The following is a 16,005-nucleotide window of genomic DNA, read 5'->3' on the forward strand; positions in this document are numbered from 1 at the left end:
TCACCCTTGCTGTTGACCAGCTCGGTGATCCACTCGGTGCCGACGTTGTCCACATACTGGGGCTTCTGTTCCTGATTCCACATCAGCTTGGCCCCGGCCAGCGGATCGTTGGGGTCGATATTGGGGAAGGGCACCCCAGCCACATAGTTGAACATCTCGCGCCCGTCGGGCGAGATCTCGACCTGGCCGGAGTATTTCTCGGTCGCCTCTTGGAACAGCTTGGGCAGCGGGATCGGGATTGTCTCGATGACCTTGATCTCCATGCCCTGCTCGACATACCATGCCACGCCGGGGATGATCAGCTCGCCGGCTTCGGCCATATTGTCTTTGGTGAACACCTCGCCGGTGTATTTGTGCTCGGGGCCGATACATTCGACCAGGGTGCATTGGTCATAGGCGTTGACTGGAGCCGCCAGACCTAGTGCGCCGACGGCCAGCGCGGCACAGGCGGTTCCCAGGAACTTTCTTAGCTTCATGATATTCCCTCCTTGGGTGGGATTGTGCGATGACGGCAGTGCGGCGTGCAGACAGGGTGGACCACGTTCCATACCTTTTCCTCTCCGTACTGCCAGACGATAGCAGACAAGCCGGAAGGTCAATAGTCCGATCAGAGGCTTTTTTCACCGTCCTGGGGAGGGCTCTTCTCGGCTTTTCCGTTCCAGCATCCCGTCGATGATGGTCTCAAGATTGGTCTGGGAAACGGTCGTGACCCGGATCCAGCCGTCAAGAACGAGGCCGGGCACCGAATCGATCTGGTAGCGACGCCCCAGGGCCAGGCTGCGGGCGACCTCGGCCTGGCCGTCTTCGCCCGCCAGGCGGGTCAGCAGCAGTTCCGGGTCAAGCCCAACCCTGTCCGCCACGCGGGCCAGGCCGTCCCGGCTGGTGATGTCGAGCCGCTCTTCAAACTGAACCCGGAAGAGTGCCTGTTGCATTTCGGGGCCTAAGCCGAACTCGTCGGCCACGGCATAGGCGCGGGCCGGGATAGAGGACTTGGGGTCGACGATCGGGTAGCCGAAGAATTCGACCCGCAAACGCGCGCCATATTTTTTTTGGAGGCTGGGGATGAGCTGGCTCACCGTCTGGTAGCAGGCCGGGCACAGAAAATCCTCGAAGACGGTCAGTCTGATCGAATCCGGTCGCGCCTCCTCGGGAGCGCGCCGGACAAAGAGGTAGGAGCCGGGGATGGAAGCGTAGTGGTCGAGCAGGTGCTCGTCGGCCCACCTCGGCTGGGCCAGGCACAAGACGGTCAGCAGGCCGAGTCCGAGGCGGATGAGCCGCCGTCTCCAGAGGGAGCGAGACATGGGTGTGACACTCCGATTGCGCGGGTAGGTTTGCCCCAGGCTTGGAGCATACCCGGCCGCTCGGTGCAAGAGGCGGAGAAGCAGGTTCTTGTCTGCTCCTGCGCTGGCGGGCTATAGTGCCGGGGTATTTGCCAGTCTTCATGGAGTGAGGAGGATATCATGCGCCGGTTGTCGTTTGTGATGTTATCAATCTTTTTGGCCTTTTCCTTTGCCCTGGTCGCACTCGGTGGGGCAGCTCAGGAGGAGGGCCAGAGTGCCCTGAACGGCGTCAAAATCGGCTATGTTGACTTGGTTCGGGCCATGGCCGAGTGCGAGGCCGGCAAAAAAGCCCAGGACCAACTCAAGAAGGAAGTCGAGAATTCAGAGCAGCGTTTGCTGAAGCAGCGGGAGCGGGTCGAACAGATCAAGGAGGAGCTCGAAAAAAAGGCCATGGTCCTGCGTGAAGAGGAACGCGACGCCCTGGGACAGGACTACCGTCAGAGTCTGCGGGACTTTGAACGGCGCTATAAAGATGCCGAAGAGGATCTGAAGATCAAGGACAGGCAGCTGACCGGTCGGATCATGATGCAGCTACAACAGATTGTGGCCGAGCTGGGCGAAAAGGGCGCCTATACGGTGATTCTGGAGGGTAATAACACCGTCGTTCTCTACGGCCAGCAGAATATCGACCTGACCGACCAGGTCATCCAAGAACACAATAAGCGTTTCTCCCAACAGAGTTAGGAGCCCAGGGGCGGGCTCTCAGTCTCCCGCCCCCCAGGCCGGCCGCCTAGGCCCGGGCGACCAGCTGTCGCAACACATAGTGCAGAATGCCGCCGTGCCGATAGTATTCGACCTCTATCGGCGTATCGATCCGGACGCGGACCGTGACCTCCTGGCTCTGTCCATCGGCCCGGTGGATGGTCAGCGTCGCGTCCTGCTGAGGGCTGAGGTCGTCGCCGATGCCGGTCAGATCAAAGGTCTCGCTGCCGTCCAGACCCAGCGCCTGGGCGCTGGTGCCGTCTGTAAACTGACACGGCAAGACGCCCATACCGACCAGGTTGCTGCGGTGAATCCGCTCAAAGCTGTGGGCAATTACGGCTTTGACGCCGAGCAGGGCCGTGCCCTTGGCCGCCCAGTCGCGTGAGCTGCCGGTCCCGTACTCCTGGCCGGCAATCACGACCAGCGGTGTCCCGGCCGCCTGGTAACGGACCGCCGCGTCATAGATGTCCATCTGCTGCCCGTCGCCATTGGCGTAGTAGTGGGTCACCCCGCCCTCGGAGCCCGGCACCATCAGGTTTTTGATGCGGACGTTGGCAAACGTGCCCCGCGTCATCACCCGGTCGTTCCCCCGCCGCGAGCCGTAGCTGTTGAAGTCTGGGACGCCGACCCCGTTGTCTTGCAGATATTGGCCGGCGGGCGAACTGGGTTTGATCGCCCCGGCCGGACTGATGTGGTCGGTAGTGACCGAATCGCCCAGCACGGCCAGCGGCCGGGCGCCGATAATCGGGCTGATGGTCCCCGGCTCGGGTCCGAACGCGGCAAAAAACGGCGGCTCTTGAATATAGGTCGAAGCCGGATCCCAGTCGTACAGGGTGCCGGTGGTGCTGGCGATGTCGTTCCACAGGGGGTTGTCGGCGCTCAGGTCGGCGTACAAACCGCGATAGGTGTGCGGCTCGCGTGCGGCCTGGATGAGGGTCTGGATTTCTGCGGAGCTGGGCCACAGATCGCGCAGGTAGACCGGCTGGCCGTCGGTGCCCGTGCCCAGCGGCTCGGTATTCAGGTCGATATCGACCCGACCGGCCAGGGCGAAGGCCACGACCAGAGGCGGGCTCATGAGAAAATTGGCCTTGATGTTCTGGTGCACCCGCGCCTCGAAGTTCCGGTTGCCGCTCAACACGCTGGCGGTGATCAGGTCATGGCTGGTCACCGCCGCCTCAATGTCGGGATCGAGCGGGCCCGAGTTGCCGATGCAGGTCGTGCAGCCGTAGCCGACCAGATGAAAGCCGAGCCGATCCAGATAGGCCTGGAGCCCGGTCTCGTCCAGATACTCGGTCACGACCCGCGAGCCCGGACCCAGGGACGCTTTGACCGTGGGGCGAATCGTCAGGCCCTTTTCAACCGCTTTTTTGGCGACTAGGCCGGCCGCCAGCATGACGCTCGGGTTTGAGGTGTTGGTGCACGAGGTAATGGCCGCAATCAGCACATCGCCGTGGCCGATATCGCCTGAGCCGTTGATGTTGATGGGATAGCGCGTGCCCAGCTCGTCCGGCGACTTGGCATAGCCGTTCTCGCTCGCCGGCTGCTGAAACAGGTCGGCAAAGGTCTGTTTCAGGTCCGGCAGATTGATCCGGTCCTGGGGGCGTTTGGGACCGGCCACCGCCGGCTGGACATCGGCCAGGTCGAGTTCCAGAACCTGGCTGTAGCTGCACTGGTCTTTGCCTGGGATGCCGAACATGTCCTGAGCCTGGAAGTAGCGCCGAAAGGCATCGACCTGCTCTTCGCTGCGACCGGTTGCTGTGAGATACCGGCAGGTCTCTTCATCGACTGGGAAAAAGCCCATGGTCGCCCCATATTCCGGGGCCATATTGGCAATCGTGGCGCGGTCGGTCAGCGGCAGCTGGGCTGCGCCTTGGCCGTGGAATTCGACAAACTTGCCGACGACTTTTGCCGCCCGCAGCAGCTCGGTGCAGTGCAGCACCAGGTCGGTTGCGGTCACGCCCTCTCGCAGCGACCCCGTCATATGCAGACCCACGACATCCGGGGTCAGAAAGTAGACCGGTTGGCCCAGCATGCCGGCTTCGGCCTCAATACCACCAACGCCCCAACCGACTACGCCCAGGCCGTTGATCATGGTGGTGTGCGAGTCGGTTCCGACCAGCGTATCCGGGTAATACACCCCGTCTTTTTCCAGCACGCCCTTGGCCAGGTATTCGAGATTGACCTGGTGCACGATGCCGATACCGGGTGGCACGACCTTGAAGCTGTCAAAGGCTTGCATACCCCATTTGAGAAACTGATAGCGCGCCTGGTTGCGCTCGAATTCTCTCTGCATATTCCGCTCAAGGGCGTTGCCGACACCGGCATAATCGACCTGAATCGAGTGATCGACCACCAGATCAACCGGCACCAGCGGCTCGATCAGCTTGGGGTCTTTGGCCAGCTTGGCGACCGCCGAGCGCATGGCCGCCAGGTCAACCAGCAGGGGCACGCCGGTAAAATCCTGCAACACAATCCGGGCCACGGTGAACGGAATTTCTGCCGTCCGGGTGTCGTGGGGTCCCCAGCCGGCGAGATTGCGCACGTCGCCTTCCTCGATACGCGTCCCGTCGTAGTTGCGCAGCACCGATTCGAGCACGATGCGGATGCTGACTGGCAGGCGCGAAATCTGCCCCAGGCCGTGGCGTTCCAGTTGGGGCAGGGAGTAAAACCGGGCCGTCTGACCGTTGCCCAGCTTGAATGTTTGCAGGCTCTCAAAAAGATTATGCGGCATGGCTCTTCCTTTTCTGGACAGGAATAAAATACGGCACCCGAGGCACCTGGGTTCGGCCCGTTTTGTATACGGCTTGGGGGGCACAAGGCAAGCTGGTGGTCTTTTCCCTGCTATGGATTTCACGTACATCCAAGGGGAACGATGATCTCTTCTTGATGAGCTGGTCATCGTCGTTCCCCTTGCAGGCAAGAGCCCTGAGCCCGGCGGAGGAGGCGCGATGAAAGTCCGTATTACTGAACTGCCCGAGGTCCTGATTGTTGAACCCGAAGTCTTCGAGGACGAACGGGGATTTTTCCTCGAAACCTATCACGCTCGCAAGTATGCAGAGGCGGGTATTCCGGCGGTCTTTGTCCAGGACAATCATTCCCACTCGCGGCGACATACCCTGCGCGGCCTGCACGCCCAGGGGCGGCATCCGCAGGGCAAGCTGGTCCGCGTGGTCCAGGGTGAAATCTTTGACGTGGCGGTCGATATCCGTCCCCGCTCGGCCACCTTCGGGCGCTGGGTCGGGATGCGGCTGTCGGCTCAGAGTTTCCACCAGGCGTATATCCCGCCCGGCTTTGCCCACGGCTTTTGTGTACTGAGCGAGAGTGCCGAGGTGGTGTATAAGTGCACCGAGTTTCACGATCCGAGCGACGAAATCGGGATTGTGTGGAACGATCCTGCCATTGGTATTGCGTGGCCGGTGGTGGAGCCGATTGTGTCCGACAAGGACAGACACGCGCCGCGTTTGGCCGAGGTGGCCGACAGGCTGGGCTGACAGGACAGGACGTCCCCGACGGGATTTGAACCCGTGTCGCCGGCGTGAAAGGCCGGTGTCCTAGGCCAGGCTAGACGACGGGGACTTGTAGCGGAGCGGAGGGTATGAGCCGACCGGGGCTCGAACCCGGGACCCTCTGCTTAAAAGGCAGATGCTCTACCGACTGAGCTATCGGCTCGGTCTGGCCAAAAACATAGCTGATGAGAGCGTATAACTCAAACCCCTGCGGTGGGTTTCCTGGCCGTCCGGCGTTGACTTGCTCCGCGGCCGCCTGTTAGCGTTCGGCCATGACACGCGTTCGTTCACGTTTTGCCCCCAGTCCGACCGGGTATCTGCACATCGGCGGTGCGCGCACCGCGCTGTTTGCTTATCTGGCCGCCAAGGAGCACGGCGGCACCTTCGTGCTGCGTATCGACGATACCGACCGGCAGCGCTCGACCCCGGAATTCCAGGCCGACATGCTCGACGCGCTGGGCTGGCTTGGGCTGGAAGGCGACGAAGGCCCCTATTTTCAGAGCCAACGCACAGCACTGTACCAGGAGGCGAGCGAGCGGCTGCTGGCCCAGGACAGGGCCTACCGCTGTTACTGCACGCCTCAGGAGCTGCAGGCCAAACGCGAGGCTGCCCTGGCAGCGGGCCGTCAGCCGGCCTACGACGGAACCTGTCGCACGTATACCCCGCAGCCCGGTGACCGGCGGGCGTTTACGCTCCGCTTCAAGGGACCCAGGGAAGGCCAGACGGTCGTTGACGACATCATCAAGGGGCGGGTCGTTTTCGAGAATCAGGAACTTGACGATCTGATCCTGGTCCGCTCGGACGGCTCGCCGACCTATAATTTCTGTTCCGTGTGTGACGATGCCGACCTGCGGATCAGCCATATCGTGCGCGGCGATGACCATCTGACCAATACCCCGCGCCAAGTTCTGATCTTTCAGGCGCTTGATGCCGACCCGCCGGCCTTTGCCCACCTGCCCCTGATTCTCGGCCCCGATCGGGTACGGCTCAGCAAACGGCATGGGGCAACCGCGGTACGCGCCTATCGTGAGCTGGGCTATCTGCCCGACGCTCTGGTTAATTTTCTGGCCCGTCTGGGCTGGTCACACGGCGATCAGGAGGTGTTTTCGTGGGCCGAGCTGCTGGATACCTTCCGTCTTGCCGATGTCGGCAAATCGGCCGGGGTGTTTAATGCCGAGAAGCTGGAATGGCTCAATTTTCAGTACCAGCAGGCCCGCTCGCCGGCCCAGATTCGCCAAGAGGTCCAGCCCTTTCTGGCCGACAAAGGCTATCGTTTGCCCGATGACGAGCGGCTCGAACAGATGCTGGCCACGCTCCAGCCCCGGGCCAAAACTCTGTGTGAGTTAGCGGAGGCGGCGCATTTTTATCTCACCGACGCCCTGACCTTTGAGGACAAGGCGGTCAAGAAATTTTTGACGCCGGACGGCTTGGTCCTGCTCGAACAGGTGCGCCGGCGGCTCGCCGGTGTTGCGGACTGGACCGAACCCGGACTGCAGACCGTCTTCGGCGGTCTGATGCACGACCTCGACCTCAAGCTGGGCAAGATCGCCCAGCCGGTGCGGGTGGCGCTGACCGGCGGGACGGCCAGTCCAGGTATCTTCGAGGTCATGGTCGCCCTGGGCCAGGACCAGACGCTGGCCCGCCTGGATGCCGCCCTGACGACGCTGGGGACGGGAAAAGGGCAGATTTCGGCTTGACTTCGGCCCGGCGGTTCTTTATTTTCTGGGCTGTTGAGGTGTGGGCTAATTGGTAAGCCACCTGACTCTGGATCAGGCGATTGTAGGTTCGAGTCCTACCACCTCAGCTTCCAGGTCCCATCGTCTAGCGGTTAGGACGCCGGCCTCTCACGTCGGTAGCACGGGTTCGAGTCCCGTTGGGACCATTCTCCTGTTCGCTCTCTGGCTACTCGCCCCATTTCTCGGCAGACCAATCTGTGCCCCGGGCTGCTCGCCCGGCAGCGGCGCGTGCTAAGAATTTCCAGCCAAGACAACCGGCCACGTCCGGCGCATTCCCCGGCTCTGGTATTCCTCGCTCGCTGTGCTAATGCTAATTGGTATAAGAAATGCCTCAGAGCCGACAACCTGTAACATAACCATTCAGTGTTCAGGGGGTGGAGATGGATGAAAACAGCAAGCATGAATTTGAGCGACTGATCCAGGAAGACCGCGAGAACCGCGAGAGCAAGCACTGGAGCGGCACCTTCATCGACTACCTGGAAAAGGTCAGACAAGACCCCTCTATCGTCAAGCACGCCCACGCGCGCATCTACGATATGATTGTGCAGGAGGGGGCGACGGATATTAACGAAACCGACGACCCGCGTGTCAGCCGCCTGTTCAAGGACGAGTCCCTGAGAGTCTACAATTTTTTCAAGGACGAATTCTTCGGGATCGAAGAAACGCTGGCCCAGATTTCCCGCTACTTTCAGTCCGCAGCCATGCGGGGCGAGGAGAATCGTCAAGTCCTGTATCTGATGGGACCGGTCGGGGCGGGCAAGAGTTCGCTGGTTGAAAAATTGCAGCGCGGCCTCGAGGGCCTCGATCCGATCTACATGATTGAGGACTCTCCGATGTTTGAGGAGCCGCTGCTCCTCATCCCCCGCCATCTGCGTCAAGAGTTTGAAAAAATGCTCGACGTGCGGATTGAGGGCGACCTGTGTCCGGTGACCCGCTGGCGGCTGCGCGAGGAGTTCAACAACGCCTACGAGAAGATGTCGGTGACCACGGTCGGGTTTTCAAAACGCAACCGCCGCGGCGTCGGTATCGTGCCGCCGGTCGATCCGAATAACCAGGACACCTCGGTGCTGATCGGGTCGGAGGATATCTCCAAGCTCGACCGCTACTCCGAGGGTGACCCGCGCGTGCTCGAACTGAACGGGGCGTTCAACGTCGGCAACCGGGGCATGGTGGAGTTTATCGAGGTCTTCAAAAACGAAACCGAATACTTGCACGCCATGATCACGGCCACCCAGGAGAAGTTTGTTCCCGCGCCGGGCCGTCACGGCACCGTGTACGTGGACACGGTCATTGTCGCCCACTCCAACGAGGCCGAGTGGCAGAAGTTCAAGGCCGACCATACCAACGAGGCGATTCTGGACCGCATCGTGGTGGTCAAGGTGCCCTACAACCTGCGTCTGTCCGAAGAGGTCAAGATCTACCAGAAGATGCTGCACAACTCGGACTTTCGGGCCAGCGTCGCGCCGCATACCCTGGAGGTGGCGGCCATGTTCGCCATTCTGTCGCGTCTCGAACCCTCGGCCAAGTGCGATCTGATGACCAAGCTCCACCTGTACAACGGGGAAGAGGTGGTCGAAAAGGGCCGGACCAAGAAAATCACGGTCAAGGAGCTGCGCGAGGACGCCAAGCGGGAGGGCATGTTCGGGATCTCGACCCGTTTCATCATGAAGGCGCTCGACAACGCCCTGTCTGAAGGCGGCTCGTCGATCAATCCGATCAGCGTCCGTGAGGCCCTGATCCGCATGGTTAAGGCCATGGACGCCCCGGACGATACCCGTAAACAGTATCTCGAATTCCTCCAGGACGTGATTCACAAAGAGTATCTCGAACTGCTTGAAAAGGAGATCACCAAGGCGTTTGTCTACTCCTACCAGGAGCAGGCCGAAACGCTCTTCCAGAACTACCTTGATCATGCCGAGGCCTACGTCAACCAGACCAAGGTCATGGATCGCAACACCAAGGAAGAGCTGTTGCCGGATGAGGGCTTCCTCAAGTCTATCGAAGAGCAGATCGCCATCATCGGCTCGGCCGCGGACGGCTTTCGACAGGAGGTGATCGCCTATCTGTGGGCCTCGTCGCGGCGCGGCGATCGGGTGACCTACGAGAGCTATGAGCCGCTCAAGGATGCGATCGAGAAAAAGCTGATGGGCTCGGTCCGGGATATCAGCCGGGTCATTACCAAGGCCCGGACCCGGGACCAGGACCAGCAGCACAAGCATGGCGCGATGGTCCAGCGGCTGATCGAACTCGGCTATCCCGAGGACAGCGTGGATATCGTGCTGAAGTATGCGGCCAACCATCTGTGGAAGGACTGAGCCGGCCAGAGCGCATACCATCCGCCCACGGATAGGGGCCGGAGTGGAAGACTATGTCAGACACCATCTTTCGTCCCTACTCGTCCTCTGACTCCCTGCGGTCCGACCGGAGCGCGACCGACCGTCAGCGCCACCGTCAGAAGGTCCGTGAGGCGGTCAGGGAGAACATTGCCGACCTGATCGCCGAGGAGTCCATCATCGGCAAAAACAAGGACAAGATCATCAAGGTGCCGATCCGGGGGATGAAGGAGTACCGCTTCATCTATGGCGAAAACGCCCCCGGCGTCGGCCAGGGGGATGGCAGCTCCCAACCCGGTCAGGTGGTCGGCAAGGCCAACGGCGAGGGCCAGGGACCGGGTGAGGGCCAGGCCGGTGATCAGGCCGGGGTCGATTATTATGAAACCGATGTGACGCTCGAAGAGCTGATCGACATCATGTTTGAAGACCTCGAACTGCCCGACCTCGAACGTAAGACCCTGCGCGAGATTCCGTCCGAGCGGGTCAGCAAGCGCAAGGGCTTCCGCAAAATGGGAGTGCGGGTCCGGCTCGACAAACGGCGGACGGCGATGGCCCGGATTCGGCGCAAGGTGGCGGTCATGCGGCGCGACGGCCTGAGCGAGTGGGATCCCGAACAGCGCTTTCCGTTTCACACCGACGACATGACCTACCGCCACCTGGTCGAGGACGTGCGCCCCGACTCGAACGCGGCAGTGGTGTGTATCATGGATACCTCGGGGTCAATGGACACGATGAAGAAGTACCTGGCCCGTAGCTTCTTCTTTCTGCTCTATCAGTTTGTGAGCACAAAATACGACAAGGTCGAACTCGCCTTTGTCGCCCATCACACCGAGGGCCGTGAGGTCACCGAAGACGAGTTCTTCTACAAGGGCGAGTCGGGCGGCACCTTCATTTCATCGGGCTACAACAAGGCGCTGGAGATCATTCAGGAGCGCTATCACCCGAGTCTGTGGAACGTCTACGCCTTTCACTGCTCGGACGGCGATAATTTCGAGTCCGACAATCCGGCCACCCTCAGGGCTGCCCAGGAGCTGTGCGAGATGTGCAATCTGTTCGGCTACGGGGAGATCAAACCCCTGGGCTCGCGCTATTACGAGAGTTCGATGCTCAATATTTTCCGGCGTCTGGAGGCCGACAATTACCAGACGGTCCTTATCGAGCGCAAGGAGGACATCTGGCCGAGTTTCCGGGCCTTCATGTCAAAAGAACAGGGCGAGCGGACGCAGGCCAGCGCCAGGTCGGCCGCCGAGCAGCCGGCCGAGTGAGGGGCCGTCGAAGGGAACAGGCTATGGCAGACTGGGACGTGCGAGAGCTCGAGCGCTGGAACGAGAAGATCCAGGCCAAGGTCGAGGACTTCGGCCTGTCCTGCTATCCGCAGGAGTTTGAGGTGTGTGACCATTCTCAGATGCTGGGCTATATGGCCTATCACGGCATGCCGTCACACTATCCGCACTGGTCGTTCGGCAAGAGTTACGAGAAGCTGAAGACGATGTACGACTACGGGGTGTCGGGCCTGCCCTACGAGATGGTCATCAACTCCAGCCCGGCCATCGCCTATCTGATGCGGGATAACTCCCTGTGTCTGCAGATCCTGACCATCGCCCACGTGTACGGCCACAACGACTTCTTCAGGAACAACTTCACCTTCCGCCAGACCGGGGCGGAATCGACGATCACCCGCTGCAAAATCCACGCCGAGCGGGTTCGGGCGTACAGCGAAGATCCGTCGATCGGGGTGGAGAAGGTCGAGGTCTTGCTCGACTCCGCCCACTCCCTGGCCATGCAGTGCCGGCGCAATCTGGCCATCAAAAAGCTCGCGCCCGAAGAGGAACGCAAACGCGCGCTGGAAGACGCTCAGCCCAAAGACGACCCCTTCCGCGCCATTCATAAACCGCAGGCCTATACCCAGCCCGATCTGCACAAAGTCCCGCTCTCGCCGGAAGAGGACATCCTGTTGTTCATCCGCGACTATAATCCGTATCTGAGCGAGTGGGAGAAAGACCTGCTGACCATCGTTCACGAGGAGTCGCAGTATTTCATTCCGCAGATGGAAACCAAGATCATGAACGAGGGCTGGGCCAGCTTCTGGCATCGTGAGATCATGAACAGCCTCGGGCTGCCCCAGGAGTTGTACCTCGAATTCCTGGTCCGTCACAATCAGGTCGTCCGCCCGCACCCCCAGGGCATTAACCCCTATCACCTCGGCCTGAAGCTGTGGGACGATATCAAGCGTCGCCATGACGAGCCCACGCCGGAAGAAATCGAGAAGTACGGCCAGCCCGAAAAGACGGGCCTGGAGGCGATGTTCGAGGTCCGCGAGGTTGACCGCGACGTGTCCTTCCTGCGGCGCTTTTTGACTGAAGAGTTGATGCGCGAGATGGACATGTTTCAGTACGAGCCGCGCGGCGACGAGCTGGTCATCTCACACGTATCGGATAAGGACGGTTGGCGGGAGGTCAAAGAGACCCTGCTCAAGACCGTCGGCATGGGCACCGTCCCGGTGCTCAAGGTCGAGGATGCCGACTACAGCCAGAACCGGACCCTGTATCTGAAGCACCACCACGACAGTCGAGACCTCCAACTCGAACACGCCGAGCGCTGCTTGTCCTACCTGCACCGGCTGTGGGGCCATGAAGTCGTGCTCGAAACCGTTGTCAACGGCAAGCGGATCATGCTGTCCCACAGCGACAAGGGCTTTGCCGCCCGGCCGCTCAAATAGGCCGCACGAACTCACCCTTCTTCTGATTCCAGCAGCACCACGGCCTCGGCCAGCATGCCTTCTCCACGCCCGATATAGCCCAGCTTTTCGCCTGTCGTGGCCTTGATGTTGACCGCTGCCGGCTTGGCGTCGAGGGCTGCGGCCAGTTGCTCGCGCATCGCCTGTCGATACGGCGCCAGTTTGGGCTGCTGGGCAAAGACCGTAATATCGGCATTGCCCAGGCGAAAGCCGTGCTCCTTGACCAGGGCCATGACGACGCGCAGCAGCCCGAGGCTTGACGCCCCCCGATACTGCGGGTCGGAGTCGGGAAAGTGCTGGCCGATATCCCCCGCCCCAATCGCGCCCAGCAGAGCATTGCTCAGCGCGTGACACACCACGTCGGCGTCCGAGTGGCCGGCCAGACCCGTGTCCCACGGAATATGGATGCCGCCCAGAATGAGTTTGCGACCCGGCTCAAGACGGTGAATATCGGCGCCGTGACCCACGCGAAATCGCATGCCCCGCCTCCTAGAGGCTGCGGACCATCAGGTCTGCAACGCGCCGGTTGAAGGCTGCCGGGTCGGGCAGTTCCGAACCCTCGGCCAACAGGCCATAGCCAAACAACAGCTGGGCATACTCGCCAAGCGCGACATCCTGGTTGTCGTGCTGGAACCGCTCGTAGAGCTTGGTCAGAATCGGATGGCTGGGGTTTAGCTCCATGACCCGCTTTTGTTTGGGCAGATCAGCCTGGGTCTGGGCCAAGAGTCGTTCGAGCTGCGGGCTATGGTCGTGCTCGGCGCCGACCAGACACACCGGTGAGCTGGTCAGGCGGGTCGACAGCCGGACTTCCTTGACGTGCTCATCAAGCTCCTTGTGGAGAGTTTCAAGCAGACCGGCATAATCCTGGGCCTGCTCTTTGAGGGCTTTTTCGGCTTCTTGCCGCTCGCTTTCGCTGCCCAGCTGGACCGTGCCCTTGCCGACCGACTGTAAGGGTTTGCCCTCGAACTCGGTCACCGCCTGGACGACCAGCTCATCCACCGGATCGACCAGGTACAAGACCTCATAGCCCTTGTCCTTGAAGGCTTCGAGGTGGGGTGAGTTTTCCACGCTGCGACGCGACTCTCCGGTCAGATAGTAGATTGCGGTCTGCTCGGTCCGCATGCGCTCGACATAGTCCTTGAGGCTGGTCAGCTTTTCCGGGTCGTGCGAGGACGGGAAACGCAGCAGCGGCAGCAGGCGGTCCTTGTTCTCGGGATCTGCGCTCACGCCCTCTTTGAGCGTGCGGCCGAACTGCTCCCACACCGTGGTGAAGGTATCGCCGTCCTTGGCGGCCAGGTCGGTCAGGGCGTCCAGCACCCGTTTGCTCAGCCACTGGCGGATCTGGCTGATATGGCGATCCTGCTGAAGCCGCTGGCGCGAGATATTGAGCGGCAGGTCGGCCGAGTCGACCACGCCTCTGAGGAAGCGCAGATAGCGCGGCAGCAAGTCCTCGCAGCGCTCCATGATCATCACCCGTTGGGCGTACAGTTGCAGGCCGAACGGGGCGGTGTGGTAGTACAGATCGAACGGCGCCTGGGATGGCACGAAGACCAGCGCCTGGAATTCAAAACGCCCCTCGGCGCGGAAGGTCAGCGTCTTCAGCGGCGGGTTCCAGTCGTGGGCGACATGGGTGTAGAACTGGCCGTACTCTTCCTCGCTCACCTCTGACTGCGGCCGGGTCCAGATCGGCTTCATGGAATTGAGGGTCGTATCCTCAACAACCACGCGGGTGGAGCCGTCCTCTTTGGGCGTGCCGTCCGCGTCGCGTTCCGGCTCGTGACGCTCCTGTTCCATTGTGATCGGGTAGGACACAAAGTCGGAGTGGCGTTTGACGATGCTGCTGAGCGTCCACTGCTGGGTGAAGTCGTCGAGGCCGTTTTCCGGGTCGGCGGGCTTCAGGTCGAGGCTGATTGAGGTGCCGTGCTGGGCGCGCTGGGCCGGGCTGAGGCGATATTCCCCGTCGCCGCTCGATTCCCAGGCGGTGGCGCTGTCCTGGCCGGCCCGGCGGGTGATCAGGCGCACCCGGTCGGCGACCATAAAGGCAGAATAAAATCCCACCCCGAAGCGCCCGATCAGCTCGGCCAGAGCCTGCTCGGATTGCCCCTCGGCCCTGGCCTGATCGAGCAGGTTGCGGGTGCCGGACTGGGCGATTGTGCCGATGTTGGCAATGAGTTCCTCACGGCTCATGCCGATGCCGTTGTCGTGAAGGGTCAGGCGGCGCGCATCGCTATCGACCTCGATCCGGATTTCGGGCGTGTGGTTTTCGGCCACCAACTCCGGCTGGGTGAGGGCTTCGAAACGCAGGCGGTCGATCGCGTCCGAGGCATTTGAGATGAGTTCGCGCAGAAAGATTTCCTTGTCGGTATACAAGGAATGGATCATGAGCTTGAGGAGTTGGGTGGTTTCTGCCTCAAAGCGATAGGTTTCGGCCTGAGCTTCCACGGTGTCTGCCTCCTTTGCGCTGCCGGACTGTTCCTGCTTGAATAATCATTCCTGGGCTCACGTCAATCGTGCGCTTTCTTCCCGGGGTCACTTCCTGCTATGAGCAGGGCATGTCGCAGGAGGAGCGAGCAAAAAAGGGGGAGTTCATGCACACAGCGGTCTGGAGTCTGGCAGGTATGGCCGGTCTGGTTTTGGCAGTCGCCGGCGGTGGACTGGCCACCGCTGCGCAACAGACCACAGAGTACGATATCACCGAAGCCGAGATGGGCTGTGAAGAGGCGCACCAGATCACCCGTCGGGCGCTCGAACGGCTGCACTACCAGGTGGCCGACGGCCCTCCGACGACCGACACGGGGAGCACGATTACCGCCCAGCGGATGGGCTTCTGGGGAGAGCCGGAGCCGGTGTCGGTCGCCATCTCGTGTACGGCTGACGGCGTCCAGCTTGCCCCTCGGGCCGCTATTCCGCCATGCGAGCAGGCCAACCGGATCATGCGCAAGGCGGTTGAAAAGGCCGGCTATGCGGTGACGACCTATCAGCCCGCGGCCCTGGGCGGGATGGGTCGGGTTCGGGGCGAGAAGCCCGAGCACGAGCCCCTGGAACTGATCATTACCTGCGAGGTGGAGCGCAACCGGGTTATTGTCGATACCAGTTCCGAGAGCCCGCTGATGGCTGCCGATACTGGCTTCTATGACGCCTTTTCGGACTTCCAGCGTGGCTTTTACGCCATGTTTCGGGCGGTGGTGGACGAATTTGCCTACCGCCAATCCGCCCACCACCAGGCTCAGGTCGCCAACATGGATCAGGTCCAGATCGGCATCGTGCCGATGATCCCGGCCGATGTCCAACGCCAGTTTGGCGAGAGTCTGACCGAGCTGCTGCCTGTCCGCATTACGCTTTTCAACTCAACCACCAACGCCTATGTTCTGGAAACCGACAACATCGTGCTGCTGGCCGATTCGGGCCGGCGGGTCAAGCCGGCCGCCCCGTCCGACCACGCCCTGCCCCAGCCGCCTCTGGCCAACCAGACGCTGCCGCCTGGCGGCTATGTCGAGGGCTATCTGTTCTATCCGTCCGGGGTGTATACGGGCGCGCGCGGTTTTCTGACCGAGCAGAAACGCCAGGAGCGCGAGGGATTCAGTGTGCAGTTCTGAGGCGCTGTCTTGATCGTCGGCTTTTTTTCCCATACGCTGACGAACTGACCAAGCA

The 16,005-nt window shown here is 61.4% G+C and carries 12 protein-coding genes and 4 tRNA genes; 9 read left to right on the top strand and 7 right to left on the bottom strand.

What is annotated here, in order from left to right:
* Both J4F42_03645 and J4F42_03650 read right to left on the bottom strand, forming a co-directional pair.
* On the bottom strand, nt 1-476 hold a 476-nt coding region (locus tag J4F42_03645), incomplete at its 3' end, for a DUF1329 domain-containing protein (GenBank protein MCE2484584.1).
* Between the two features lie 144 nt (nt 477-620).
* Complete coding sequence (locus J4F42_03650) at nt 621-1,301, bottom strand: DsbA family protein (GenBank protein ID MCE2484585.1); 681 nt, start codon at nt 1,299-1,301, stop codon at nt 621-623.
* Nucleotides 1,302-1,460: 159 nt separating this feature from the next.
* On the opposite strand from J4F42_03650, the gene J4F42_03655 reads away from it, so the two are divergent.
* A complete protein-coding gene (locus J4F42_03655) occupies nt 1,461-2,024 on the top strand; it encodes an OmpH family outer membrane protein (GenBank protein ID MCE2484586.1) in 564 nt (187 codons plus the stop codon).
* Nucleotides 2,025-2,070: 46 nt separating this feature from the next.
* Here the strand turns inward: J4F42_03655 and acnA are convergent, their stop codons facing one another.
* Nucleotides 2,071-4,773, bottom strand: coding sequence for an aconitate hydratase AcnA (gene acnA / locus J4F42_03660; GenBank protein ID MCE2484587.1), 2,703 nt, complete (start codon nt 4,771-4,773; stop codon nt 2,071-2,073).
* Between the two features lie 217 nt (nt 4,774-4,990).
* Here acnA and rfbC point away from each other — a divergent pair, with 217 nt between their 5' ends.
* Nucleotides 4,991-5,533 carry a dTDP-4-dehydrorhamnose 3,5-epimerase gene (gene rfbC, locus J4F42_03665; GenBank protein MCE2484588.1) on the top strand — a complete coding sequence of 181 codons (543 nt, stop codon included), beginning with the start codon at nt 4,991-4,993 and terminating at the stop codon, nt 5,531-5,533.
* A 10-nt stretch (nt 5,534-5,543) separates the two neighbouring features.
* Here rfbC and J4F42_03670 read toward each other — a convergent pair.
* Nucleotides 5,544-5,618: transfer RNA gene (locus J4F42_03670), tRNA-Glu, on the bottom strand.
* Between the two features lie 20 nt (nt 5,619-5,638).
* Nucleotides 5,639-5,711: transfer RNA gene (locus J4F42_03675), tRNA-Lys, on the bottom strand.
* Between the two features lie 109 nt (nt 5,712-5,820).
* Between J4F42_03675 and gltX the strand changes: the two genes are divergently transcribed.
* The 6 genes from gltX to J4F42_03705 all read left to right on the top strand — a co-directional run bounded on the left by gltX (nt 5,821) and on the right by J4F42_03705 (nt 12,336).
* On the top strand, nt 5,821-7,245 hold the full coding sequence (gene gltX / locus J4F42_03680) for a glutamate--tRNA ligase (GenBank protein MCE2484589.1): 1,425 nt from the start codon (nt 5,821-5,823) through the stop codon (nt 7,243-7,245).
* 34 nt (nt 7,246-7,279) lie between these two features.
* Nucleotides 7,280-7,352: transfer RNA gene (locus J4F42_03685), tRNA-Gln, on the top strand.
* A 6-nt stretch (nt 7,353-7,358) separates the two neighbouring features.
* Nucleotides 7,359-7,430: transfer RNA gene (locus J4F42_03690), tRNA-Glu, on the top strand.
* A 234-nt stretch (nt 7,431-7,664) separates the two neighbouring features.
* Nucleotides 7,665-9,599 (top strand): hypothetical protein, encoded by a 1,935-nt coding sequence (locus J4F42_03695; protein ID MCE2484590.1) that lies wholly within the window; start codon nt 7,665-7,667, stop codon nt 9,597-9,599.
* Between the two features lie 53 nt (nt 9,600-9,652).
* Nucleotides 9,653-10,882, top strand: a complete 1,230-nt coding sequence (yhbH, locus tag J4F42_03700) for a sporulation protein YhbH (protein ID MCE2484591.1) — start codon at nt 9,653-9,655, stop codon at nt 10,880-10,882.
* A 23-nt stretch (nt 10,883-10,905) separates the two neighbouring features.
* Nucleotides 10,906-12,336, top strand: a complete 1,431-nt coding sequence (locus J4F42_03705; protein ID MCE2484592.1) for a SpoVR family protein — start codon at nt 10,906-10,908, stop codon at nt 12,334-12,336.
* A gap of 11 nt (nt 12,337-12,347) precedes the next feature.
* On the opposite strand, the gene J4F42_03710 is transcribed toward J4F42_03705, so the two are convergent.
* Together J4F42_03710 and htpG are read right to left on the bottom strand one after the other, a co-directional pair.
* A complete protein-coding gene (locus J4F42_03710; protein MCE2484593.1) occupies nt 12,348-12,833 on the bottom strand; it encodes a 2-C-methyl-D-erythritol 2,4-cyclodiphosphate synthase in 486 nt (161 codons plus the stop codon).
* A 10-nt stretch (nt 12,834-12,843) separates the two neighbouring features.
* A complete protein-coding gene (gene htpG / locus J4F42_03715; protein ID MCE2484594.1) occupies nt 12,844-14,796 on the bottom strand; it encodes a molecular chaperone HtpG in 1,953 nt (650 codons plus the stop codon).
* Nucleotides 14,797-14,942: 146 nt separating this feature from the next.
* On the opposite strand from htpG, the gene J4F42_03720 reads away from it, so the two are divergent.
* A complete protein-coding gene (locus tag J4F42_03720) occupies nt 14,943-15,950 on the top strand; it encodes a hypothetical protein (protein MCE2484595.1) in 1,008 nt (335 codons plus the stop codon).
* The last annotated feature ends 55 nt before the right edge of the window (nt 15,951-16,005 follow it).

Source organism: Desulfurellaceae bacterium (assembly GCA_021296095.1).
Classification (GTDB): Bacteria; Desulfobacterota; Binatia; order Bin18; family Bin18; genus JAAXHF01.

Excerpts from the sequence above, each read along its gene's own strand:
- J4F42_03650 (MCE2484585.1), bottom strand. The coding sequence starts at position 1,301 with ATGTCTCGCTCCCTCTGGAGACGGCGGCTCATCCGCCTCGGACTCGGC.
- J4F42_03655 (MCE2484586.1), top strand. The coding sequence starts at position 1,461 with ATGCGCCGGTTGTCGTTTGTGATGTTATCAATCTTTTTGGCCTTTTCC.
- acnA (MCE2484587.1), bottom strand. The coding sequence starts at position 4,773 with ATGCCGCATAATCTTTTTGAGAGCCTGCAAACATTCAAGCTGGGCAAC.
- rfbC (MCE2484588.1), top strand. The coding sequence starts at position 4,991 with ATGAAAGTCCGTATTACTGAACTGCCCGAGGTCCTGATTGTTGAACCC.
- gltX (MCE2484589.1), top strand. The coding sequence starts at position 5,821 with ATGACACGCGTTCGTTCACGTTTTGCCCCCAGTCCGACCGGGTATCTG.
- J4F42_03695 (MCE2484590.1), top strand. The coding sequence starts at position 7,665 with ATGGATGAAAACAGCAAGCATGAATTTGAGCGACTGATCCAGGAAGAC.
- yhbH (MCE2484591.1), top strand. The coding sequence starts at position 9,653 with ATGTCAGACACCATCTTTCGTCCCTACTCGTCCTCTGACTCCCTGCGG.
- J4F42_03705 (MCE2484592.1), top strand. The coding sequence starts at position 10,906 with ATGGCAGACTGGGACGTGCGAGAGCTCGAGCGCTGGAACGAGAAGATC.
- J4F42_03710 (MCE2484593.1), bottom strand. The coding sequence starts at position 12,833 with ATGCGATTTCGCGTGGGTCACGGCGCCGATATTCACCGTCTTGAGCCG.
- J4F42_03720 (MCE2484595.1), top strand. The coding sequence starts at position 14,943 with ATGCACACAGCGGTCTGGAGTCTGGCAGGTATGGCCGGTCTGGTTTTG.